The sequence below is a fragment of the Kribbella sindirgiensis genome, from assembly GCF_004331435.1.
Taxonomy (GTDB): domain Bacteria; phylum Actinomycetota; class Actinomycetes; order Propionibacteriales; family Kribbellaceae; genus Kribbella; species Kribbella sindirgiensis.
In genome coordinates, this window is sequence record NZ_SJKA01000006.1 from 44,205 (window position 1) to 66,285 (window position 22,081).

Here is a 22,081-nt window from a genome sequence, read left to right on the forward strand (position 1 = left end):
GAATGCGAGGTATTGATGACAACGGTGCGACCGAACGTCCTGATCATCCTGGTCGACGACATGGGCTACTCCGACATCGGCTGCTTCGGCGGTGAGATCGGTACTCCGAACATCGACGGTCTCGCCGGCAACGGCGTACGACTGACGAACTTCTACAACACCGCCCGCTGCAGCCCTTCTCGCGCCTCGTTGCTGACCGGGCTCCATCCGCACCAGACCGGCGTCGCCGAGCTCGTGAACAACGACGGCCCCGGTGGCTATCCCGGCAGCCTGACCGAGCACTGCACAACGCTGAGCGAGACGTTCCGCGCAGCCGGGTACCACACGCACATGACCGGCAAATGGCACCTGTCGAACGAGCGAGAGCGACCGGACCGGAGCTGGCCGACGCGTCGCGGGTTCGAGCGTTTCTGGGGCACCATCAGCGGCGCGGGCAGCTACTTCCAGACCACCACGCTGCACGACGGCGAGACGCCCGTACCGGTGGACGACCTTGGCCCGGACTTCTACTACACCGACGAGATCGGCACGCATGCCGCGTCGGCGATCAGGGATGCGGCCGACGACGAGCGCCCGTTCTTCGGGTACGTCGCCTTCACCGCGCCGCACTGGCCGCTGCACGCGAAGGACTCCGATCTGGCGGAGACGCGGGGACTGTTCGACGAGGGGTGGGACGTCCTGCGTACCCGACGGCGGCAGCGCCAGCTGGACGCCGGCATCTGCGCGGCCGACGCCACACTCGACCGCCGCGATCCGGACGTTCCTGCGTGGGACGACGAACCCGAGCAGAAATGGCAACTCGAGCGGATGGAGGCGTACGCCGCTCAGGTACGGGCCATGGACCGTGCGGTCGGCACGATCCTGACCGCGCTCGACGACACGGCACAACGCGAGAACACGATCGTGCTGTTCCTGTCCGACAACGGAGGCTGCGCCGAAGAGCTGCGCAGCGATCCTGAAGGCGCGGATCGGTTCCGCCGGCACCACCTGATCATTCCGCCGAGCGCACCCGACGGTACGCCGATGCGTGTGGGCAACTCGCCCGAGATCAGGCCGGGTACGGCGGACACCTACACCAGCTACGGCCAGGCCTGGGCGAACCTGTCGAACACCCCCTTCCGCCTCTACAAGCGCTGGGTGCACGAAGGCGGCATCGCGACGCCCCTGATCGTGTCCTGGCCCGCAGGTGACCTCACCGGCGGCGTCATCGACGCGCCGCATCAGTTGACCGACATCGCGCCGACGTTGCTCGAAGCAACCGGTGTGCCGGCACCGACCGAGCGCTCGGGCCGGCGGGTGCCGGCTCTGCCCGGCGTCAGCATGCTCGAGCTCCTGCACGGCGGATCCGCGGTTGAACACGACCTGTTCTGGGAGCACATCGGCAACGCGGCGATCAGATCCGGTCGCTGGAAACTCGTCCGGGAGTTCGGTGGCCCGTGGGAGTTGTACGACCTCGCGGTGGACCGGAGCGAGAGCAACGACCAGGCCGCGGATCACCCGGAGCGAGTCGCCGATCTGGCCGCACGGTGGCAGTCCTGGGCTGACGAGGTCGGCGTGATCCCGTACGGCGATGTCCTCGCGGCCCGCGCCACGATGCCCGTTCAGCCCGCCTGAAAGTGACTCCCCTGAAAGGACACCGGATGGAGAACATGGCAGCCCCGCGTGCGCGGTCGAGCGGGCACGCCGGTTGACGTACTAGCCGGCGTTCGCGGTCAGTGCCGGCACGAAGGTCTCGGGGGAGCGGTACACGGCATCCAGGATGACCGCACCGGCGGCGATGCCCAATGCGTGGGGTCCGAAGGCACTCGGCAGGATCCGCGTTGCGGCATCGCCGCCGCGACCGGCGGCGAGTTCCTGCACAGCGGTGTCGCGGAGGATCGCGACGTGGTCGACGGGGGCGCTGATCCCGCCGCCGATGACGACCAGTTCGGGATCGAGGATCTCGATCAAGGTGGCGGTGACCTTCCCGACCAGTGCGGCCCGGTCCTGGAGCAGCCGCCGGGCCCGTGGATCGCCGGACCCCGCGAGCCGGAACACGTCGTACACCTCCTGCTCCGCGCTGATCAGACCGGCCGCGCGAGCGCGACGGGCGACCTCGAGGTCGCCACCGACAACGACGAAGCAGTTCCGGCTCCCACAGACGCAGGTCTCGCTGGATCGGCCGGCGACCGGTAGGTGGTCGAGCCCACCCGCGGCAGAGTGCGCGCCCCGGTACGGTGCGCCGTTGAAGACGAATCCGGCGCCGACGACGTTGCCTACGAACAGGTGGATGAAATTGTCCACTCCGGCCGCAGCGCCGAACCAGTGTTCTGCCAGCGCGAGTGCGCGTACCTGCGAATCGATCAGGACCGGCAGACCGGTCGCCTGGTGGAGCGCCGTAGCCAGCGGGGCCCGCTGCCAGCCGAGGACCGGCTGGCTCTGCACTCGGCCGGCCGAACTGTCCACCCAGCCACCGGTACTCGCTCCGACGCCGAGGATCGTCAGGCCGCTTTCGTCGACCAGCTTCCGCACCGAACGGGCCGCGCTGCGGACGAGTGGCTCGAGGCGCGTCGTCCGTTCCGTCGTGTGAACCTCGGCGACGAGTTGTCCGCGCAGATCGATCACGCACGCGTTGACGCGGTACAGGCCGAAGTGCACTCCGACCACGCCGTACGTCGACTCGTCGATGGCGACCGGGACCTTCGGACGACCCTTGGCGCGCTGCGCCGGCTCCGCAACCTCCGTGAGCAGACCGGCGCGTGCGAGGGCGCCGGTGAGCCTGGTCACCGAGCCTGTGGACATCCGGATGGCCGCGGCGAGGTCGGTGCGAGCCGTCGGACCGGAGCGCATGAGCTCTCGCATGATCGTCGAATAGTTCTGCTCCCGGATGTCGCCGAGCTGGGTCGAGCGAGACTTGCCCGGGTGAGAGGTCGTCCCGGAGGCGGCAACCTCGCGTGTCCCCGTCGGCTCTTTCATCCTCCGGTTGTAACACACGGCTCATCGCCGGGACCCAGCCGACGGTCGGCCGACCGTTGACACCTGCAGTCCGCTTATTTATCTTCAGCCTAGAGATAAATAAGCGAAGGGACCTTGCTCGATGAGCAATCAAGCGACGTTCAAGCTGCGCGGGACGGTGAACGGGACGATTCGTCCGGAGATCTACGGACAGTTCCTCTCCCGTCGCCGGTGGGTGGCCGACGAGGGCTTGCATCATCCTGGCCATCCCGACGCCGACGCGTCCGGCCTTCGCCGAGCAGTGCTGGAGGCCGTCGAGCAGCTCGACACGCCGGTCGTCCGGTGGCCCGGCGGATGCACCGGAACGTCGTACGAATGGGGACGGGGCATCGGCCCGGCGGACCAGCGCGAGCGGACGGTCGACTCGCACTTCGGCTACGACGTCGGCAACGGGTTCGGGACCGCGGAGTTCGTTGCCTTCTGCCGGCGGATCGGGGCCGAGCCGCAGATCAACCTGACGACCGGCACCGGCTCACTGCGCGAGGCACTCGCCTGGGTGGAGTACTGCAACGGTTCCGGCGACTCCGTGTGGGCGAACCTGCGACGCTCGCACGGCTACGAGGAACCGTTCGACGTCCGCTACTGGCAGATCGGCAACGAGGAGTGGGGAACCTGGGAGCTCGGTCAGCTCGGCCCGCAGGACAACGCCGTCCGCTGTCGTGAGTGGGCCAAGGCCATCAAGCGGATGGACCCCAGCCTGAAGGTGCTCGCGGTCGGCTGCTACGAGCCGACGCAGGCGGTCGACTGGAACCTCGCGTTGCTACGTGAGGCCTGGGAGTACATCGACTTTCTGACGTTGCACACCTACTGGCCCTTCGACCCGAACGCCGAAGGCGGGGACTACGAGCGGGTCCTCAGCGGGCCACACCGGACCGAGGCTGCGATCGACGCGATCCAAGGACTCGTCGACCTCGTCGCCCGGGAGAAGCCCGGTACGCCGAAGCCGATGCTGGCCTTCACCGAGTGGAACTGTGCCGACGCGACCAGGTTCGAGATGAGTCCGTTGTGGCGTCCGGGCGAGACCCGCTACCGGACGGTTGACGCGCTCGCGGTCGCGTCGTTCCTCAACGTCATGCAGCGTCGGTGCGGCTCCGTCGGTCTGGCGAACTTCGCGCAGACGATCAACGTTGTCGGTGCTCTGGCCGTGACCGAGGACCAGGTCGTTCACGAGACCGTCTACTGGCCACTGTGGATGCAGCGTCACCACAGCGGCGGGATCTCGTTGGCCGGCGACGTCATCTGCGGAACGGTCGCCGGCGAGACGCTGGAGCGCACACCTGTCCAGATCCCGGCCATCGACGCGAGCATCTCCGCGGACCCGGGCGGTTCGACGGTTTGGCTGTCGGTCGTCAACCGGGACCGCCACAGTCCCGTCCGGCTGTTCATCGACCTCGGTCGGCCCTTGGCAACGAACGTCGTACGCATCGACCAGCTCAGCACCGACGACCCGCTGGCCATGAACAGCCTGTCGGATCCGCACCGTGTGGTTCCACGCTCCGAAGAGCTCAAGTTGGACGAGGATCTCGCGGTCGAGCTTCCCCCGAGCTCGTACTCGATCATCGAACTGTCGACAGCAGCCCCGGTTGTGCCATGACCAGCGGGAAACACGTCGGGCCGAGGTCGTTTGCCGCCGTGCGCCGTGGGCACCGGCAGGTCATGATCAGCAGAGCGTGGCGAATGCTGGCTGCGGCGGCTGTGCTGGTGCTTGCCCTGGCACCGTTCGCTGCTGGACCGGTCATTGTTCAGGCCGCGCCGTCGCCGTCGCCGGGCTCAAGCAGCTCGACCGCGCCGGATCTGCCGGGTTCCGCGAACTCGAGTCCGAGGGACTACGACGGTGCCGGCTGGGTGGTGGCCGCCGTGGTGGTCGTGGCTGCCGTTGTCGGTGGCGGGACATTCTTCCTGGTGCGTAGCCGACGCATCGATTTGAGTGAACGACGTACCGACCGCCGACCGTAGCGACCTGCGGGGTGTTGGTGCGCAGCTGAGGGGCACCGGCAGGGGAGCAGATCCGAAACGCTCGGAGGGCAGGGTGGGGGACAAGTCCGGTGTGGTCGAGGGTCGGGTGAAGGGTGCTCTCCGCGCTCTCTGAAGGCGAGTGACGGCGCGGCCACCGGAGGAGTGACGTGAAAGCACTGACTTGGCAGGGAAAACGGAAGATCGAGTACGGCGACGTTCCCGACCCGCGGATCGAGGAGCCGACCGATGCGGTGATCCGGGTGACGTCGAGTGGTATCTGCGGATCGGACCTGCATCTGTACGAGGTGATGGCGCCGTTTCTCGATGCGGGTGATGTGCTCGGTCACGAGACGATCGGCGTGGTGGAGGAGACCGGGGATGACGTGACCGGTCTGGCGGTGGGGGATCGCGTGGTCGTGCCGTTCCAGATCGCTTGCGGGACCTGCTTCATGTGCGCGCAGGGTCTGCAGACCCAATGTGAGACGACACAGGTGCGCGAGCAGGGGATGGGAGCCGCGCTGTTCGGCTACACCAAGCTCTACGGTCAGGTCCCCGGCGGGCAGGCGGAGTACCTGCGCGTCCCGCAGGCGCAGTACGGCCCGATCAAGGTTCCGCACGGTCCGCCCGACGATCGTTTCGTCTACCTGTCCGATGTGCTCCCGACGGCCTGGCAGGCGGTCGAGTACGCCGCGGTTCCGCCGGGCGGGACCGTTGCCGTCCTCGGCCTCGGCCCGATCGGCGACATGGCCGCGCGCATCGCGTTGCATCGCGGTCATCGGGTGCTCGGGGTCGACCTGGTCGCCGAGCGGTTGGAGCGCGCCCGGATGCGCGGTGTCGAGGTGCTGGAGTACGCGGACGATGTCGCGGACGCCGTACGGGACCTGACCGACGGGCGTGGGCCCGATTCGGTGATCGATGCCGTCGGCATGGAAGCCCACGGTTCGCCGGTGGCAGCTGCCGGTCTGAAGCTCGCCGGCGCCCTGCCTGACGCGATGCAGCGCAAGGTGATGCAGACCGCCGGTGTGGACCGGTTGGCGGCGTTCTGTCTGGCCATCGAGATCGTACGGCGTGGCGGCACCATCTCGCTGATCGGTGTCTACGGCGGCATGGCCGACCCGCTCCCGATGCTGACGATCTTCGACAAGCAGATCCAGCTGCGGATGGGGCAGGCCAACGTACGGCGCTGGTCCGGCCAGATCCTGCCGCTGCTGGGTGACGACGACCCCCTCGGCGTCGACTCCTTCGCGACCCACCGGCTCCCGCTGGCGGACGGGCCGGCGGCGTACGAGATGTTCCAGCGCAAGCAGGACGGCGCCGTCAAGGTCCTGCTGAAACCAGGCGACCGCGGGTGAACCCAACGTCCCGCTGGACCCCGGCCGGCGGCGACCGGGTGAATGCCGCGGCCGAACTCGCGGAGCGGGTCGGAGTCGCTGCCCTCGAGAAAGGCCTTCGGATCGCGGTTGCCGAGTCGCTCACGAGCGGAGCGATCGCCTCTCGGCTCGGGGCCGCGCCGGAGGCCGGCGTCTGGTTCGCGGGCGGGGTCGTGGCGTATGCGGCCGAAACCAAGTTCCGCGTCCTGAACGTGGACCGCGGGCCGGTCGCGAACGCGCGGTGCGCCGTACAGCTGGCGAGGGGGTGCGTCGAGTTGCTCGGCGCGGATCTGGCGGTCGCGGTGACCGGCGTCGGCGGTCCGGATCCCGACGAGGGCCACCCGCCGGGCACGGTCTACGTGGCCGTCAGTTCGGCTGCCGGTCAGACCGTGGACCGGCACAAGTTCGACGGTCCGCCTGGAGAGGTCGTCGAGCAGGCAACAGTCGCGGCGATCGAGATGCTCCGCGCCGCCGTCGACAAACTCTGACCATCCGAGGTCGTCCCCGAGTCCGCGCAGGTGTGCTGGACCAAGGCAATCCAGCCCTGACCCTAGGCCTCCGCACTGCCCTGCCCCGGTCCAGCTGTGCCGGGCGGGGCAGGGGTGTGTCGTGCGGTTGGTTCAGTCGCCGAGGCGTTGTGGGCCGTAGGCGCCGGTGAGGAGGAAGTTGACGTTTGCGCCGAAGGTTGTTTTGAAGCTGCCGAAGCTGCGGATCGGGGTGGTGGGGCCGGTGGTGTGGCCGACGGCGAAGACGGTGGCGAGGTTGGTGTCGTGGTCGAACGCTGTGAGCAGTGTGCTGGTGGCGCCGCAGCGTTGGGCGACCAGTTCGTCGTAGCCGCCGAAGCCGGTGGCGCGGACCTGTGTCACGATCGGCTTCATCGGCGCGGTGACGGGGATTCGCACTGTGTAGAGCTGGCCGCCGCGGGTGGTGACGAGCAGCGTGTCGTACGTCGCGGTTTCGGCGATCAGCGTCATTGCCCGGACCGAGCTGAAGCCCGGGGCCGAGCCGTAGGCCTTGGGTGTGGGCGACATCTTGTAGCGGTAGATGGATCCGTTGGCGTGCAGGCCGTACAGGAAGTAGTGCTGGTTGGGGCCGTAGACGTAGTTGGAGTCGGTGATGTGGTTGAAGCCGCTCCAGCCGGTGCCGAGCTTGGTGGCGCGGACGGTCGGTGTGGTTGCGGTGCCGGTGTAGATCGTGGCGGCGGCGTACAGGTTGGAGCCCTGCAGGATCATGCCGTAGTAGGCGTCGGTGGACCGGTCGGATTCTTCGTACCAGGTGGAGCTGGCCCGGACGCCGAACAGTTTGTACTGGCTCAGGTTGGCCACCGTGGGTGGCTTGGTGGCGGTGATGTGGTAGCCGCCGGCGGTGCCGGTGGTGTTGACGGCACCGACCGCGACGCCGCAGGCCGTGGTGGCGGCCTGGGCGGCGGTGGTCGGAAGGGTGGCGGCGGCCTTACCGGCGGCCCGGAACGAGTCCGGCCCCGGCGCGGTCGCGCCCGCGGTCAGAGGGACCGCCGCTGCCGCGGCCAGGCTGAGGCCGGCCATCGTCAGCGCAACACGTCGCTTACTCAACACAGAAGTTCCCTCTCGTTATACATAACCCCCACGGGCGTATCGCCCGTACATGGGTTTTGGATGCACGGCAGGGTGGTTCGGTTGACTGCGATTTGTGATTCTTTTTATGAGCAGTTACTGAGAAAATTCTCAGGAACAATGGCGCGGCAATTACTGAGAATTTTCTCAGTCCCGCAATTGTTGGGGGGAGTCAGGGTGTGTGCGGTCCCGACCTGGCAGGCACGTTGATCCTCCGGCTGCTCGATCGCCCGCGGACAGATGTGGCTACGTCGACAGCAGGAGCGGCATCGTGAGGAGGTAGGCGGCCAGGAGCACGAGGGCTTCGACCCGAGTGAGGGCCAGGCCGCGACGCAGTAGCGCCCAGGCCAGCCCGGCGGTGAGGATCATCGTGACGCTCAGGGCGACGGTTGCCTTGCCCGTGCCGTGCGAGCCGGAGGCGAACCCGACGACGGCACCGCCGACGAGACTGTTGAACAGGTTGCTGCCGAACAGATTCCCGACGACCAGATCGGCCTCGCCGCGGCGTTGGGCCTGGACCGTGGTGACCAGCTCCGGCAGTGAGGTGCCGAGGGCAACGAGTGTGAAGCCGATGATGACCTGAGGTACGCCGAGGTCCTCGGCGATCGCTGACGCGTTGCTGACCAGGAGTTGCGCGCCGGCGAGTACGCCGCCCAGCCCGAGAAGCGCTCGGACGGGCTCGAACCATGCGGGCAGTCTCGACGGCGGAACCGGCACATCGACCTGTGCGTTTGCCTGTGTGAACTCCTTCGCGTCGTCGGCGATCTCGTCGTTGCTGCGGCTTCGGGTTGCCCAGCGAAGCAAGAGATACATCGCTCCGGCACCAGCGATCGCGAGCACGCCGCCGGTGATCGAGTTCAGGCCCGCCCAGGCGAGGAAGGCGAACAGGACGACGGCGCCGACCGCGAGTGGTACTTCGCGGCGGATCACCTGTGAGGTCACCGCGATCGACCCCGCGAGCGCGGCGATGCCGAGGACGAGGGTCAGGTTGAGGATGTTGGAGCCGGCGATGTTCCCGACCGCCAGACCGGTGTCCCCACGGGCGGCCGCGACGCCGGAAACCAGGAACTCGGGCGCGGACGTACCTAGGCCGATCACGACGACGCCGACCACGACCGGGTTGATCCGTGCCCGCTCCGCAAGCCGCGACGAACCGAGCACCAGGTGGTCGGCTGCGAACGTCAGAACAACCAGGCCTGCCAAGGCAACGAGAATCTGCACAATCATCGGGATGCTCCAACAGGTCGACGGACGCCGACCAGGCTTCCCGGCACACCACGGACACCGTACACCGCCCGCTGGCCTTGTCGACGGCCGCAGGCTGCGGTCGGCGGGTTCACGGATCGGTAGGCGTGCTCAGGTTGATTCCAGGTCGCGGTTGCGGTGTGAGAGGTTGCCGGCGATGACGAGGACAGCCGCGAGGGCGGTGAGTACGGCGAGGGGTGCGAGTGGGAGGTCTGCGAGTGGCATGGGTGTGGTGTGGGCGAACGGGGACAGGTCGCTGACGATGTCGGGCAGGTCCAGGAGCGCGCCGAACATGCCGAAGAAGAAGCCGTAGCCGACCACGATCCAGGCCAGGGACGACAACCCGGGACGGACGCCGAACAAAGCGCCGGTGAGGCCGGCGACGACCATGACGGCTGGTAGGTAGGCGAGTGTGGCGACGGTGACCTCGACGAGGGTGCCGAAGTCTGCACTGCCGCTCATCGCGCCGATCCCCACGCCGAGGCCGCTGATCAGGAGGAGGCCTGCGGAGGCGAGGGTGGTGAAGCCGAGCCAGGAGAAGTACCAGCGCGGTCGGCTGACCGCGGTGGCCAGCGCCGCTTCGGTGTGTCCGGTGCGTTCCTCGGCCCGTAGCCGGAGTACCGACGTCACGGCGAACGCGGCGATCAGGAGCGCGAAGAACAACGCCATGGTGGCATAGAAGGCATCCAGCGGATCCTGGCCGTTGGCGGTGAAGACCTCGCCCAGTTGGGGGTTCTCGGCCACCGCATCGGTGACGGATTCGGTGAGGGAACCGGTCGCCGCGGCGAAGATGAACAGGCCGATGGCCCATCCGACGAGTCCGGTGCGTTGCTGGCGGACCGCGAGTCCGAACGGTGTCGACAGCGACGGCGCAGCGGTGGCGCGGCCGAGCTTCGGCGGTACGAGTCCGGCGCCGACATCGCGGCGTACGGACAGGAAGTAGCCGAGGGCAACGGTCGCGACGAGGACCAGGATCGGCAGCAGCAGCGGCCACCAGCGGAGGTCGACGAAGGCGCGCGTCTGCTGAACCCAGGCAAGCGGCGACAGCCAGGACAGTAAGTTCCCGCCCTGCTGCGAGACGTCGCCGATCGCGCGCAGCAGAAACGCAGCTCCTACTACGGCCATGGACAGGCTCGACGAGGCCCGGGAGGGTTCGGCGAGCTGAGCGGTCACGGTCGCGATGCCCGCGAAGGCGAGGCCGGTCAGGCCGATGCCGATGCCGACGGCAAATGCGTCGGCCGCGGCGAGGTCGCCGCTGAGCATCGCCAGTGCGGTCAGGAGCGCGACGCCGGTGTTGGCGATGACCGCGACGATGAGGGCGGCGGTGGTTGCGGCATGCCGGCCGACGACGGTCGAGCGGATGAGTTCGGCGCGGCCGGTCTCCTCCTCGGCGCGGGTGTGGCGGGTGATGAGGAAGATGCTCATCATGGCGGCGGGTACGGCGAGGTACAGCACCATCTCGTTGGTGATCATGGCGCCGAGGCTGTAGTTGTCGAGGCCGTAGCCGGGGCCGGACATCATCTTGGCGGCGGGGGAGTCCATCAGGCCCGCGCGGACCTGTCGCTCGGCCGGCGTGGAGTAGACAGTGGGCAGGGCGCTGACGGCGTACAGCATCCCGAGCCCGATCCCGGCGATCCAGATCGGCAGCTTGATCCGGTCCCGGCGCAGCGCGAAACGGACGAGGGTGCCGGTGGCGGCGAAGGATTCGTTGCTCATGATTCCGCTCCGACGAGCTCGTCGCCGTACTGGCGCAGGAACAGTTGCTCGAGCGACGGGGGAGCGCTGTGCAGAGCGCGTACGCCGAGCTGCCCGAGTGACTGCACCACGCTCGGCATCTGGTCCGTGTCGACGTCGAAGGTGACCGTGCCTTCGTCGTACTGCAAATCGTGAACCCCTGCGACTGCCGCCAGCGCAGTGGGGTGGCGGTCGATCGTGGCCGTGATGGTTGTTCGGGTGAGGTGCCGGAGTTCGGCCAGCGTGCCGGACTGGACGGCGTGGCCGTTGCGGATGATCGTGACCGTGTCGCACAGCTTCTCGACCTCGGCAAGGATGTGGCTGGACAGCAGGACCGAACGCCCGTCCTGCTTGACCTCGGCGATGCACTCCTGGAAGACGGTCTCCATCAGGGGATCGAGCCCGGAGGTCGGTTCGTCCAGGATCAGCAGCTCGACGTCGGCGGCGAGTGCGGCGACGAGAGCGACCTTCTGCCGGTTGCCTTTGCTGTAGGTGCGGCCCTTCTTGGTGGGGTCGAGCTCGAAGCGTTCGAGGAGTTCGTTCTTGCGATTCTTGTCCGGGCGGCCGCGCAGTCGCGACAGCAGGTCGATCGCCTCGCCGCCGGTCAGGTTCGGCCACAAACTCACGTCTCCGGGGACATACGCGAGGCGGCGGTGCAGTGAGACCGCGTCGTTCCACGGCTGCTTGCCGAGGACGGACACGTCGCCGGCGTCGGCGCGCAGCAGGCCGAGCAGGATCCTGATCGTGGTGGATTTCCCGGCTCCGTTCGGGCCGAGGAACCCGGCCACCTGACCGGTCGGGACGGACAGGTCGAGGCCGTCGAGCGCCTTGACCTGACCAAAGGATTTGTGCAGTTGCGAGATCTCCAGGGCAGCAGGCATTGCTGAGCCTTTCCAGAGTGTTCCGGGATACTCCCGGCGTGATGTCGTCCAGGGGGCGCCGCAGCGCCGTGTCCGCGTGCTTTACCGCTGCTCGGACTCGGCCGGCGGGTCGGGGACGTACATCAGATAGTCGTCGAGCATCGTGCGGTCGACGAACAGGCCGTCGGTGAACAGCTCCAGCGCAGGCAGCGTGATCTCGTCGGACATCCGGCGCAGCTCGGCACGGAACTCGTCGACCTCGACCGCCTTGCCGTGCAAGGACATCCACAACAGCAGCGAGCCGGTGTGCTGGTACGTCATCCACCGAGCGCGCGCGGCCGGATCGCGGCTCGGCCGGATCATCCCGGACTGCACGCCGGCTTCCAGGTAGTCCTCGGCGTCCTTGGCCATCCGCTCGACGAACACCTTCCCGAGTTCGCCACCGGCCTGGATGCTGCGCAGCGCGTACATCGCGTACGGCGCGTACTGCTCGACCTCGGCGAGCTGCGCGATCGCGTTCACGCTTCGCGTCGTCGCCTTCATCTTCTCGGAATGGATGAAGTCCAGCACGAACGCGTCGCAGGCCGCCCGCAGACCGTCCTTCGACCCGAAATGGTGCACTACGAGCCCCGCCGTCACACCGGCATCAGCCGCCACCGCACGCAACCCCGCCGAGAACCCGTCCCGGGCGAACCGTACGACCGCGGCATCCCGGATCCGCGCGGCCGTACCGACCGGCGGCCCGCTGTCCGAGGCTCGCGTTGAACGCACGTTCAAACATTAAACGCATGTTCAATCCGACCGCAAGCGTTGGCGTGTCGGGGTACGGAGCTGTCCACGGTCCGACCCAACTCGAGGCGCTGCTTGTTGCCGAGTGACAGTTTGCCGGCCCGGCGTTCGGCGTACTGGCCGAGGTGCAGTTCCTCGATGGCGGCGCGACTCCCGTCGTCAGGCCAGAACGAAGTACCGAAGCCACAGGTACGGCGCGGCGACGGCGATGGTGATGGCGGTCATCACCACGCCCTTGCGGGTGAACTCCCAGAAACTGATCGGATTCCCGGCCCGCAGTGCGATTCCGATGACCACGACGTTCGCGCTGGCGCCGACGGCGGTCGCGTTGCCGCCGAAGTCCGCGCCCGCGGCGAGGGCCCACCACAGCGCGTGCACGTGGGCTGGGTCGCTCATGGTCTTGGTCAGTTCCAGGACGACCGGGCTCATCGTGGCGACGTACGGGATGTTGTCGACGATCCCGGACAGGACCGCCGAGACGACCAGGATCAGCATCGTGGCCAGCAGCGGCTTGCCGTTGGTGATGTCGCCGACCCAGCCCGCCAGGTCGGCGATCAGACCGGTCTTGACGAGTGCGCCCACCATCACGAAGAGACCCGCGAAGAAGAGCAGTGTCTGCCATTCCACGCTGGACATGTAGTCGCGGGTCGGGACCTTCGAGATCAGGACCAGCAGGCCGGCGCCGAGCAGGGCGACGATCGACGGTTCGATGTGGAAGGCCGAGTGACCGATGAACCCGGTGAACACGAGGAGCAGTACCGCGCCGGACTTGATCAGCAGTGTGCGGTCGTGGATCGCCTCGCGTTCGTTGAGGCGCATCACGTCGTCCACGCGTTCCGGGTCGGCCGCGAACGAACCCTTGAACAGTCGCGGCAGCACGAGCGTGAAGACGATCAGCTCGATCACGACCAGCGGGGCGAGATGGATCAGGAAATCGTTGAACGTGAGGCCGGACCGGCTGGCGATGATGATGTTCGGCGGATCACCGATCAGGGTGGCGGCACCGCCGATGTTCGATGCCATCACCTCTGCGATCAGGAACGGCACCGGGTTGATGCCGAGCCGGTCGCAGACCAGTAGCGTGACCGGCGCGATCAGGAGCACTGTGGTCACGTTGTCCAGGAACGACGAGGCGACGGCCGTGATCAGGGTCAGCAGGATCATCACCCGCAGAGGCGAGCCCTTCGCCCGCTTCGCGGCCCAGATCGCGACGTACTCGAAAACGCCCGTACGGCGCAGGATGCCGACGATGATCATCATCCCGAGGAGCAGGAAGACGACGTCCCAGTCGATGCCCGTCTCGTGGGAGTAGAACGCGTGCTCGGAATCGGTGACGCCGAGCGCCAGCAGGACGGCGGCGCCGCCGAGCGCGGCCAGCAGTTTGTGCGTCCACTCGGTCGCGATCAGGACGTAGGCGGCGACGAAGACGACGAGCGCGATGACGGTCATGCGACGATCGGCCCGATCGTCAGTGCGGCATCACCAGTTCGAGCAGGCGGGAGGCGGTGATGGCGCCGACGACTTCCTTGTCCTTCATCACCGCGACCAACGGGCACCGCAGCCGGGCCATGATCGCAGCCACCTCGAGGACCGTGTCGTCGTGATTCACCACCGGGAGCTCCGCCGGATCCGATGGCAGCAGCTTGCGGACAGTCAGATTCCCCAGCTTGTCGGCGACCCGATCGGCCAGCGTCTCGTCGACCACCCGGGCCAGCGACGGGTCGTCCTGCACGTAGCTCGGCACCAGGAAGCGAACGACCTGTGACGCTCCGAGCACCGACGTCGGCTGTCCCTTGGCATCCACCACGATGAGCCCCGGCAAGCGACGCTCCGCGAGCAGCTTCACGGCGTCGCGGGCATCGGAATCCAGGGTGACGACCGGAAAGTCCTCGGCCATCTGATCGGCGTGCACATTCCCACAGTACTCGGACCGGGTGGAGGGCGCAGACGGCATCGGGGCAACTCGGGACCTGCAACGTCACGAAGCCTCCCGGGGTCGTCGACCGGCCCGCACCCCAGGCCAGGGGGCGGGCGCTGCCGACCAGACTTCCCGGCGCTCCGAATCTCACCCTCTCCTATCCGCCCGCCCGATGCAAACAACCTTCCAACGCCGCCGCGCCTCCGGCTGTTCACACAGGTCGATCTCATGAAGAGATGGGTCGCGGTCCCCGCCGAAGATGACTGCCGTAGCGAGGGCCTTGCTGGGGAGGGTTGGCAGCCGCTACTTTCGACCCGCGCGGTCTGGCCGTTCCCCCCGTGACGGCCAGACCGGCTTCCGCCTGCGTGAGGTGTTGATGAACCGCCCCGACCACGATCCGCGCGCATCACCACGCCGACGACTGATGCTGAACGACCCCGGGTCGGCCCCAATCCTCCTTGGAGTAACGGACCGGGTGGACTGTAGCGTCGCGGTTGTGATTCTCCCGGAGGAGCAGCCGTCACTGGTTCCGGTGACCGTCATCGCGTCGAAGCCGCTCCGAGCCAGGTACCACACATACGTGATGTACGCCGACTTCGGCGGAGGACTGCGCTATTCGCTGGGTCGCGGCGCCAACGAGTTGCGGTTGCCGCCGGGCTCCTACGACCTGCAGTTGTACTCGCAGCTCGGCTGTCTCCGGACCGGCAAGGCTCGCCTGTCTGTTGCGATCGGCAACGAGCCGCGGACCGTCTACTACGCCACGCCGCGGGTGCCGCTCGGTCGTGGGGCCGCGGGCCTCGTGCCACAACGGCGGCCGATCAAGGTCGTGGTCGTCTCGTTCGTCACCGGAGCCGCGATGATTCCTCTCGCGCTGCTCGTCGACCTGATGCTCTCCCGCTGACGTCATCAGTCCAGGTCGGCGACTCGCTCGACGGCTGCGGTCTTCCCGGCCACGATCATGACGTCGCCCCGATGAACGACCGTCTCGGCGGTCGCGTAGGTGAACCCTTCGCCCGGACGCTTGACCCCGACCACGGTCACGTCGTACTTGCTGCGCAGCCTGCTCTGGCCGAGCGGCAGACCGTCGGCTTCCCGGGGCACGGTCGTCTTGACGATCGCGTAGTCGTCGTCGAACTCGATGAAGTCGAGCATCCGGCCGGTGACCAGATGCGCGACCCGCATTCCCATGTCGTGTTCAGGGCGTACGACGTGGTGCGCGCCGACGCGCTCGAGAATCCTGGCCTGCTGCTGATTGAGCGCCTTCGCCCAGATCTTCGGAATGCCGAAGTCGACCAGCAAGGAGGTGGTCAGGATGCTGGCCTCGAGGTTGGTGCCGATCCCCACCACTGCTCGCTCGAAGCCGGGTACGTCGAGCTGCCGCAGAGCCTCTTCGTCAGTGGTGTCGGCCACCACGCAGTTGGTCAGGTCGTCGGCGAGCGCCTGAACTCGCCGCGGATCGGCGTCGACACCGAGGATCTCGTGGCCCCGGCGAGCCAGCTCACGCGCCAGGGCGCCGCCGAATCGGCCGAGCCCGATGACGACCACGCGTGTACGGGTTGTGGGGCGCTGTCTGTCAGCCAACGACTGGTCGCTCCTCTGGTAGTTCGTAGCGGCGCGGGCGCTCACGCAGCGCCAGCGCCGAGGCCATGGTGATCGGCCCGAGCCGGCCGATGAACATCAGCGCGATCAGGATGAGCTGGCCGACCGCCGGGATCTTCGCGGTGATCCCGGTCGACAGGCCGACCGTACCGAAGGCCGAGATCACCTCGAACAGCACCTGGTCGAGAGCGAACGACGACACAGCCAGCAGCGCGACCGTCGCAGTCATCACCACGCCAACGGCCAGCAGCGCCACGGTCAGAGCCTGGCGCTGTGCATCGGCCGGCAGCCGGCGCCCCAACACATGAACAGTCGGTTGACCGCGGATCTCGGCCAGGATCACGAACGCCAGCAGGGCGAAGGTGCCGACCTTGATTCCACCGGCTGTTCCGGCACTGCCGCCGCCGATGAACATGAGCACGTCGTTGATCAGCAGTGTGGTCGGCTCGAAATGCGCGAGGTCGAGGCTGTTGAAGCCCGCCGTACGAGGCATGACGCCGTGCGACAGGCCGACCAGGAGTTTGTGGTGCAGGTCGAGCGGGCCGAGGGTCTTGGGGTTCCACCACTCGGTCAATGTCACCGCAACGGAGCCGACCACGAGCAGCGCGCCGTACGTCAGCACCGTCACGCGCGTGTGTAACGACCACGGCTTGCCGCGGCGCAGGCGTCGTCGGAGCAACTCGCTGATGACCGGGAAGCCCAGGCCTCCGACAACCACCGCGACGATGATGGGCACCAGGATGAACGGATCCGTGGCGAAGCTGATCAGGCTGTCGCTGTACAGCGCGAAGCCGGCGTTGTTGTACGCCGAGATCGCGTGAAACACCCCCAGATAGACCGCGTCCCAGAACGGTTCGTCGTACCGCCAGGCGAAGCGTACGGCGAGCAACACAGCGACGGCGGCCTCCATCGTCAGACTCAGGCGGATCACGCCGGCGACCACCCGGCGTACGTCACCGAGCCCGAGCGCCTTGGTCTCCGTCTGCGCGAACAGCTGCATCCGCATGCCGAGCCGGCGCGCGACCAGGAGCGCGAGCACCGAGGCCAGCGTCATCACGCCGAGCCCGCCGATCTGGATCAACCCCAAGATGACCCCTTCGCCGAATCCCGACCAGTACGTCGGTGTGTCGACCACGACCAGCCCCGTGACGCAGATTGCCGAGACGGCGGTGAACCACGCTGTCAGCAGATCGGTTGCTTCGCCGCTCGCGGTGGCGAACGGGAGCATGAGAAGGGCAGTCCCGATCGCGGTCCCCACTGCGAAACCGGCCACGACCACCCGGCCCGGGTGGCGCCAGTTGATCGCGTCCCTCCCGCGTCGCGAGCGCCGGGCCACCTGTCCTTCGGTCATCGCGCCACATCATGCCACGCAACGGTGACCGCCCTGTGGCTCTACCGGTCGTGAACCCGTGGACCGCACCAGTCGATGACCGTGCGGGCGTAATCGGCGGGGACTTCGAACGGTGGCGCGTGACCCACGCGGTGGAGGACCACCAGGTTCCAGTCGGGCCGCTGCGCCGTCCAGTCATCGATCGACGCCCGGGGGATGAGGCGATCCTCATCGCCGCAGACAAGGAGAGTCGGCGACGCGACCCGGCGCATCGCGTGGAGCACGGGTCGCCGCCGGACGAACATCAGCGACATCAGCGAGGCGTACACCGTGACCGCGCCTCCCAAACGGGTCGGCTCGACCGCCGACATCTCTTCCCGCAGAAGACCGGCGATTTCCGGCGACATTCTCGTCAGGTCACCGCCCGTATTCCATCTTCTGCCCGCAATCGACGCGGGATCGTCCAGGACCCGCAGCTGCGCTGCGAGGAGGCGCCGCCCCGAAACGCGCAGCAGCACAAGGGCGACCGGAGCGACGATGGCCAACCCCGCCCTGCCGAGGGTTTGCCACATCCGCGCCTCGCCGTCGCTCAGCGGGGGAGGCAGTGCCGGATCCACCAACACGAGCCCGCGGACCCGTTCGGGTGCCTGGTCGGCGAACAGCAGTGCAATCATCCCGCCCGCGGACCAGCCGTGAACCACGACTCGATCGAGCTCGAGTGCCTCAGCGAAATCGAGCAGGAACAGCGCGTTGGCTTCGACGCCGGCCGCGCGCCGGTTCGGCAGCGCGGTGTGGCCGGCGATCGTGCCGGGCAGGTCTACCGCGATCGCGTGTGCGCGTGGTCGCAGTTCCGCGAGTACATCCAGCCAGTTCGAGGCGCTGTTGGCCGGGTTGGGAACGAGCAGGTGAACCGGCGCTTCTGACGTCCGCGTCTGATCAGTTACCAGGTAGTGCACCTTCGTGCCGTGCACATCGACTGTCTCGCTGCGAATTCCGGACCAGCGAGCCGCGCGCTCACCCCAGTCGGTGTACTGCACTACCCCAGGCTACGCCCGCCGAGAGGGGCTTGAGTCGAACTCGCCGCCGCTCTGCGCTCGACGACACCAACCGCTTGTCCAACTCGTCGACTACCTACTGCTGGGTCTGACTCGGCATCCATCCGCGAACGCCGCGTGCCTGGTGGCGGCAGTGTCACAGTTGTTACCTCGAAGCGAGCCGCGCGCATCCGCCTCGGACGAGCAGCGAGCACATCCTGTCTTCGGAGGCGTTCGTCTCCCTGCAGGACCCAAAAAGATACAGCTCCAGCCGATCCTGAGTGAGCGGGCGGGATGTGCTTACGCGCATCCCGCCCACTTGGTCTGATCGCAGTTGTGGGGATCAGAGGTGGTGTGGTTCCAGATCGATCTCGACGATGCGGACGCGGACGTGAGGAATCTCGCCGGTGGTTGCTTCGACAGCGGCGGTGATGGCGGTGTGTACATCGGCGCCGACGTCGGTCGCGTGGTGGTTCAAGGCCGAGACGACGCGGACGTCGATGCGGACGGAGCCTTCGGGATGCAGGTCGACATCGACGCCGGCGACGTCTACGACCGGCTTGCCGGTGCCGCGTTGCCAGGCCTGGGCTGCGATCTGTTTGACGAGCCCGACGAGCCCCGGCTGTAGGCGGATCACCCCCGGGACTGCGCGGGCTGCCGCGGCAGCGACCTCCGCAATCCGTTGCATCTCAGGCTCGGCCTGACTCATTGCTGATCCGTCCAGACGTCGACGATCTCGAAATCGAGTTCAGCGACCTCGAAGCCGGCCTGGGCACGAACCGCCGACACGACCCGTTCCCGGGCGAGCTCGAGCGCGGCGACCCGCCCGGAGCCGTACCTCAGCGCGACGGTCATCGACACCGTCAAGGTGTCGGGCTGGTCGGTCACCAGCTCGATTCGGCAGTGCCTGGCTCTGATCCCGGCGACTCCGTCGACCGCGTAGCGCAGTACTGCAGCCAGCGCCGAAACTGACAGGTCGACCTGCGCTGCGCCCGTCGGAAGCGCGAGCGTCCGGCCGAGACTCAAGTCCGCGCGGACCGCCGACATGACGCGGTCCAGCAGCCCGGCCGGAACCTCGGCCGGGTCGTCGATCAGGAACGCGGTGGCGTCGGCGAGTTGCCCGAGGCTGGCGCGCGCCGTCCGGCAGTGTGGGCAGTCCTTGAGATGCGCGGTCGTTCTACCGCTGTCGAGATCGTCCCAGACGTCTTCCACGGTGCGCCCGCAGGCTAGCGGGTGCAGGTCGGTCACCGGGTTGCCGGGTGTCATCTCCATGGCTTCATCACCTCCGCGAGCTCGGCGCGGGCTCTGGCTATTCGTCCTCGTACCGCGGTGGGCGTCGTACCGACCAACTCGGCGATCTCGTGGTACGAGCGGCCGTGAACCTCGCGCAGCAGCCAGCAGGCTCGTTGCTGCGGTGGGAGCTGTCGCAGTGCCTCGGACAACGCGCTCATCGCAGCGCTGGTGCCTGCCGTCCGCGCCGGGTCGCCGTCGGCCGCCGGATGATCCTCATCCAGGTCGACGGTGGGCCGGCGCCGCTGGAGAACGGTAAGGCACTTGTTCGTCGCGGTTCGGTAGAGCCAGCCGCCGAACGCTGCGTCGTTCTGGATCTCAGGCAATCGGCGCCACGCCGTGACGAACGTTTCCTGGGCGATGTCTTCGGCCTCGCCGCTGGCGCCGTTGAGCATCCGCAGACAGAGCGTGTAGATGCGCCGCTGGTAGCGCCGTACCAGCAGCTCGAAGGACGCCGGGTCGCGGTCGCGCGCCCGGGCGACCAGCGTTGCCTCGTCGAGTTCCACCAGCGCCGTGGTGCCGCCGCTCATCGCGACTCCTGGTGCTTCATGATGTGAGGACGACACGGAGTGCGCAGACGTCACGCTGATCTCCCGGATCGAGTACGTGAGGTATGTCACGGTTGGCTGGTACGGAAGACCTGCTGCAGGTCGCGTGACGATTTCGGTCGTGCTGTTGTCCAACCGGCGTACGGGCACAACCCGCTGACGAGAAAGGCATCAGGCGATGACCGATACTGTGACGACCAAGACCGACGGCCGGACCGCTGCCAAGCGTGGCTCCGGTCATGTCGTTGCCGACAGCACCGGATCGACCGAGCTGACCGGCGGCAGGACGACCATCGCCGACGTGGTGGTGTCGAAGATCGCCGGTATCGCGACCCGGGAGATCGAGGGCGTGCACGCGCTCGGTGGCGGCGCGGCCCGGGCGGTCGGCATGCTCCGGGATCGGATCCCCGGCTCGCGGACGAACCTGTCGCAGGGCGTTTCGGTGGAGGTCGGGGAGAAGCAGGCGGCGGTCGACATCGAGCTGGTCGCGGAGTACGGCGTGAGCATCGCCGACCTGGCCGTCGCGATCCGCGGGAACGTGATCTCGGCGGTCGAACGGATGACCGGCCTGGAGGTCACCGAGGTCAACATCGCCGTCAGCGACGTGCACCTCGAGGGCGACGACGAGGACGACGACACCGACGAGGCCCCGGCTGAACGCCGGGTGCACTGACAGATCTCCACGAGAGCAGAGGGAACCACGTGACTACATCGACGATTGGGCTGTTCGCCGGTCTGCTGATCGCGATCGCCGCTGCGGCCGGTGGGTTCGCCGGCTTCCTGCTCGCTCTCGTGCTGGGCGCGGTCGGTTTCGTGGTCGGCCGGTTCCTGTCGGACGGGACGAAGGGTCTGGACGACCTGATCTCGCGCCGTGGTCGTGGCTGACGACGGCGGCGCCGGCGTACCGACTGCCGCCCCGGCGGTTTCGACGCCTGCGCCCGGGCCGTCCTCGGTCGTTCACGGGGGCGATCGAGGACGGCTCGAGATCGCCCAGCGGGCGGTGGAGCGGATCGCCGAGATCACGGCGCGCAACCATGGTGCGGTGGTACGGCGGGACGCCGTGCTGGGGCGCGGCCTGCCGAAAGCCCGGGCGGTGATCGCGGGGCAGCGTGTCCGGATCGAGGTACAGGTCGCCGCGGCCTTCGGAGTCCCGTTGAACGAAGTCGCGGCCGAGGTACGACGAAACGTCGCGGCCGACGTCGAACGATTCACAGGTCTCGGCGTTGACCGCGTTGACGTGGACCTGTCCGCAGTGGAGTCCCTCGACCGATCGCCAGGGCAGGCCGTGGACACCCCTCCGTCGGCAGCGAAGGCTCCGGCTGCGGCACCGGCGGTTGCGTACGTCGGAGTTGTGGTGGCGCTGGCTCTGATCGGACTCGGCGCGGTCGGTACAGCCGAGATGTTGCGTTCGGTGGGGCTGCTGGACGGCGAGGTGATTCCGGGAAGCTGGTTCGGGCGCAGCGTCGTACTCCGACCGGAGAGCTGGATGCGACCTGTCGGCATCGCGACCGTAGCCATCGGTCTGATGCTGCTCGCCCTCGCCGTCAAACCACGGCGACGCACGCATCTGGCGGTGCAAGGCCCCGACACGATCGTCTGGCTCCGGACCGCGGACACCGCACGGCTCGCAGCCGACGGCGCCGGCCGGGTGGATTCCGTCACGGCGACGTCCGTCGTCGCGAAGAGGAAGCGGCTCCGCGCCAGGGTCACGACCTTCGGTGACCCGGACCGGGTAACCGACGATGTCAGCGCAGCGATCGACGGGCGGCTTGCCGGCATCGATCCACGTCCACGCGTTCGGATCGATCTCCGGGAGGACTGA

At 67.8% G+C, this 22,081-nt stretch carries 23 protein-coding genes; 9 read left to right on the plus strand and 14 right to left on the minus strand.

All coding sequences use genetic code 11. The features are described from left to right. Positions 1 to 15 precede the first annotated feature (15 nt). Positions 16 to 1,614 carry an arylsulfatase gene (locus E0H50_RS18060; protein WP_131289746.1) on the plus strand — a complete coding sequence of 533 codons (1,599 nt, stop codon included), beginning with the start codon at positions 16 to 18 and terminating at the stop codon, positions 1,612 to 1,614. An 81-nt stretch (positions 1,615 to 1,695) separates the two neighbouring features. Here E0H50_RS18060 and E0H50_RS18065 read toward each other — a convergent pair whose 3' ends face one another. Continuing rightward, positions 1,696 to 2,955: an ROK family transcriptional regulator gene (locus E0H50_RS18065; protein ID WP_131289748.1), complete on the minus strand. Its 1,260-nt coding sequence runs from the start codon at positions 2,953 to 2,955 to the stop codon at positions 1,696 to 1,698. Between the two features lie 121 nt (positions 2,956 to 3,076). On the opposite strand from E0H50_RS18065, the gene E0H50_RS18070 reads away from it, so the two are divergent. From E0H50_RS18070 to E0H50_RS18080, 4 genes are all read left to right on the plus strand, one after another. Then, positions 3,077 to 4,588 carry an alpha-L-arabinofuranosidase C-terminal domain-containing protein gene (locus tag E0H50_RS18070; protein WP_131289750.1) on the plus strand — a complete coding sequence of 504 codons (1,512 nt, stop codon included), beginning with the start codon at positions 3,077 to 3,079 and terminating at the stop codon, positions 4,586 to 4,588. A 62-nt stretch (positions 4,589 to 4,650) separates the two neighbouring features. Continuing rightward, positions 4,651 to 4,950, plus strand: coding sequence for a hypothetical protein (locus E0H50_RS43005; RefSeq protein WP_165547189.1), 300 nt, complete (start codon positions 4,651 to 4,653; stop codon positions 4,948 to 4,950). Between the two features lie 167 nt (positions 4,951 to 5,117). After that, entirely contained in the window at positions 5,118 to 6,302 is a 1,185-nt protein-coding gene (locus tag E0H50_RS18075; RefSeq protein ID WP_131289752.1) for an alcohol dehydrogenase catalytic domain-containing protein, read from the plus strand. Continuing rightward, entirely contained in the window at positions 6,299 to 6,808 is a 510-nt protein-coding gene (locus E0H50_RS18080; RefSeq protein WP_238151044.1) for a CinA family protein, read from the plus strand. Before E0H50_RS18075 ends, E0H50_RS18080 begins: the two co-directional genes overlap by 4 nt. Before the next feature lie 132 nt (positions 6,809 to 6,940). On the opposite strand, the gene E0H50_RS18085 is transcribed toward E0H50_RS18080, so the two are convergent. From E0H50_RS18085 to E0H50_RS18115, 7 genes are all read right to left on the minus strand, one after another. Further along, positions 6,941 to 7,891 carry a hypothetical protein gene (locus tag E0H50_RS18085; protein ID WP_131289754.1) on the minus strand — a complete coding sequence of 317 codons (951 nt, stop codon included), beginning with the start codon at positions 7,889 to 7,891 and terminating at the stop codon, positions 6,941 to 6,943. 267 nt (positions 7,892 to 8,158) lie between these two features. Next, positions 8,159 to 9,139 carry a calcium/sodium antiporter gene (locus E0H50_RS18090; RefSeq protein WP_131289756.1) on the minus strand — a complete coding sequence of 327 codons (981 nt, stop codon included), beginning with the start codon at positions 9,137 to 9,139 and terminating at the stop codon, positions 8,159 to 8,161. Between the two features lie 129 nt (positions 9,140 to 9,268). Next, positions 9,269 to 10,873, minus strand: coding sequence for an ABC transporter permease (locus E0H50_RS18095; protein ID WP_131289759.1), 1,605 nt, complete (start codon positions 10,871 to 10,873; stop codon positions 9,269 to 9,271). Then, positions 10,870 to 11,772: an ABC transporter ATP-binding protein gene (locus E0H50_RS18100; RefSeq protein WP_131289760.1), complete on the minus strand. Its 903-nt coding sequence runs from the start codon at positions 11,770 to 11,772 to the stop codon at positions 10,870 to 10,872. The genes E0H50_RS18095 and E0H50_RS18100 overlap by 4 nt, the downstream gene beginning before the upstream one ends. 81 nt (positions 11,773 to 11,853) lie before the next feature. Further along, positions 11,854 to 12,522, minus strand: a complete 669-nt coding sequence (locus E0H50_RS18105) for a TetR/AcrR family transcriptional regulator (RefSeq protein ID WP_131289762.1) — start codon at positions 12,520 to 12,522, stop codon at positions 11,854 to 11,856. 177 nt (positions 12,523 to 12,699) lie between these two features. Then, complete coding sequence (locus E0H50_RS18110) at positions 12,700 to 13,989, minus strand: ArsB/NhaD family transporter (protein ID WP_131289764.1); 1,290 nt, start codon at positions 13,987 to 13,989, stop codon at positions 12,700 to 12,702. A 19-nt stretch (positions 13,990 to 14,008) separates the two neighbouring features. Further along, positions 14,009 to 14,452 (minus strand): CBS domain-containing protein, encoded by a 444-nt coding sequence (locus E0H50_RS18115; protein WP_131289766.1) that lies wholly within the window; start codon positions 14,450 to 14,452, stop codon positions 14,009 to 14,011. A gap of 502 nt (positions 14,453 to 14,954) precedes the next feature. On the opposite strand from E0H50_RS18115, the gene E0H50_RS18120 reads away from it, so the two are divergent. Next, a complete protein-coding gene (locus tag E0H50_RS18120; protein ID WP_131289768.1) occupies positions 14,955 to 15,359 on the plus strand; it encodes a hypothetical protein in 405 nt (134 codons plus the stop codon). Positions 15,360 to 15,364: 5 nt separating this feature from the next. Here E0H50_RS18120 and E0H50_RS18125 read toward each other — a convergent pair whose 3' ends face one another. The 6 genes from E0H50_RS18125 to E0H50_RS18150 form a co-directional block, all read right to left on the minus strand. Beyond that, complete coding sequence (locus tag E0H50_RS18125) at positions 15,365 to 16,039, minus strand: potassium channel family protein (protein WP_202868196.1); 675 nt, start codon at positions 16,037 to 16,039, stop codon at positions 15,365 to 15,367. Further along, positions 16,032 to 17,408, minus strand: coding sequence for a TrkH family potassium uptake protein (locus E0H50_RS18130; RefSeq protein WP_238151045.1), 1,377 nt, complete (start codon positions 17,406 to 17,408; stop codon positions 16,032 to 16,034). Before E0H50_RS18130 ends, E0H50_RS18125 begins: the two co-directional genes overlap by 8 nt. A 41-nt stretch (positions 17,409 to 17,449) precedes the next feature. Next, entirely contained in the window at positions 17,450 to 18,424 is a 975-nt protein-coding gene (locus E0H50_RS18135) for an alpha/beta fold hydrolase (RefSeq protein WP_131289770.1), read from the minus strand. A gap of 340 nt (positions 18,425 to 18,764) precedes the next feature. Next, the gene (locus E0H50_RS18140; RefSeq protein WP_131289772.1) at positions 18,765 to 19,130 is read right to left on the minus strand and encodes an Asp23/Gls24 family envelope stress response protein; all 366 of its coding nucleotides are present in this window, start codon (positions 19,128 to 19,130) and stop codon (positions 18,765 to 18,767) included. Next, positions 19,127 to 19,693 (minus strand): Asp23/Gls24 family envelope stress response protein, encoded by a 567-nt coding sequence (locus E0H50_RS18145; protein ID WP_202868197.1) that lies wholly within the window; start codon positions 19,691 to 19,693, stop codon positions 19,127 to 19,129. The genes E0H50_RS18140 and E0H50_RS18145 overlap by 4 nt, the downstream gene beginning before the upstream one ends. Beyond that, on the minus strand, positions 19,684 to 20,331 hold the full coding sequence (locus E0H50_RS18150; RefSeq protein ID WP_202868198.1) for an RNA polymerase sigma factor: 648 nt from the start codon (positions 20,329 to 20,331) through the stop codon (positions 19,684 to 19,686). Before E0H50_RS18150 ends, E0H50_RS18145 begins: the two co-directional genes overlap by 10 nt. Positions 20,332 to 20,437: 106 nt before the next feature. Here E0H50_RS18150 and E0H50_RS18155 point away from each other — a divergent pair, with 106 nt between their 5' ends. From E0H50_RS18155 to E0H50_RS18165, 3 genes are read left to right on the plus strand one after another with little or no spacing between them, the layout of a single operon-like run. Further along, positions 20,438 to 20,932, plus strand: a complete 495-nt coding sequence (locus E0H50_RS18155; protein ID WP_131289774.1) for an Asp23/Gls24 family envelope stress response protein — start codon at positions 20,438 to 20,440, stop codon at positions 20,930 to 20,932. Positions 20,933 to 20,961: 29 nt separating this feature from the next. Next, on the plus strand, positions 20,962 to 21,144 hold the full coding sequence (locus E0H50_RS18160; protein ID WP_131289776.1) for a hypothetical protein: 183 nt from the start codon (positions 20,962 to 20,964) through the stop codon (positions 21,142 to 21,144). Then, a complete protein-coding gene (locus E0H50_RS18165; RefSeq protein WP_131289778.1) occupies positions 21,131 to 22,081 on the plus strand; it encodes a DUF6286 domain-containing Asp23/Gls24 family envelope stress response protein in 951 nt (316 codons plus the stop codon). The genes E0H50_RS18160 and E0H50_RS18165 overlap by 14 nt, the downstream gene beginning before the upstream one ends.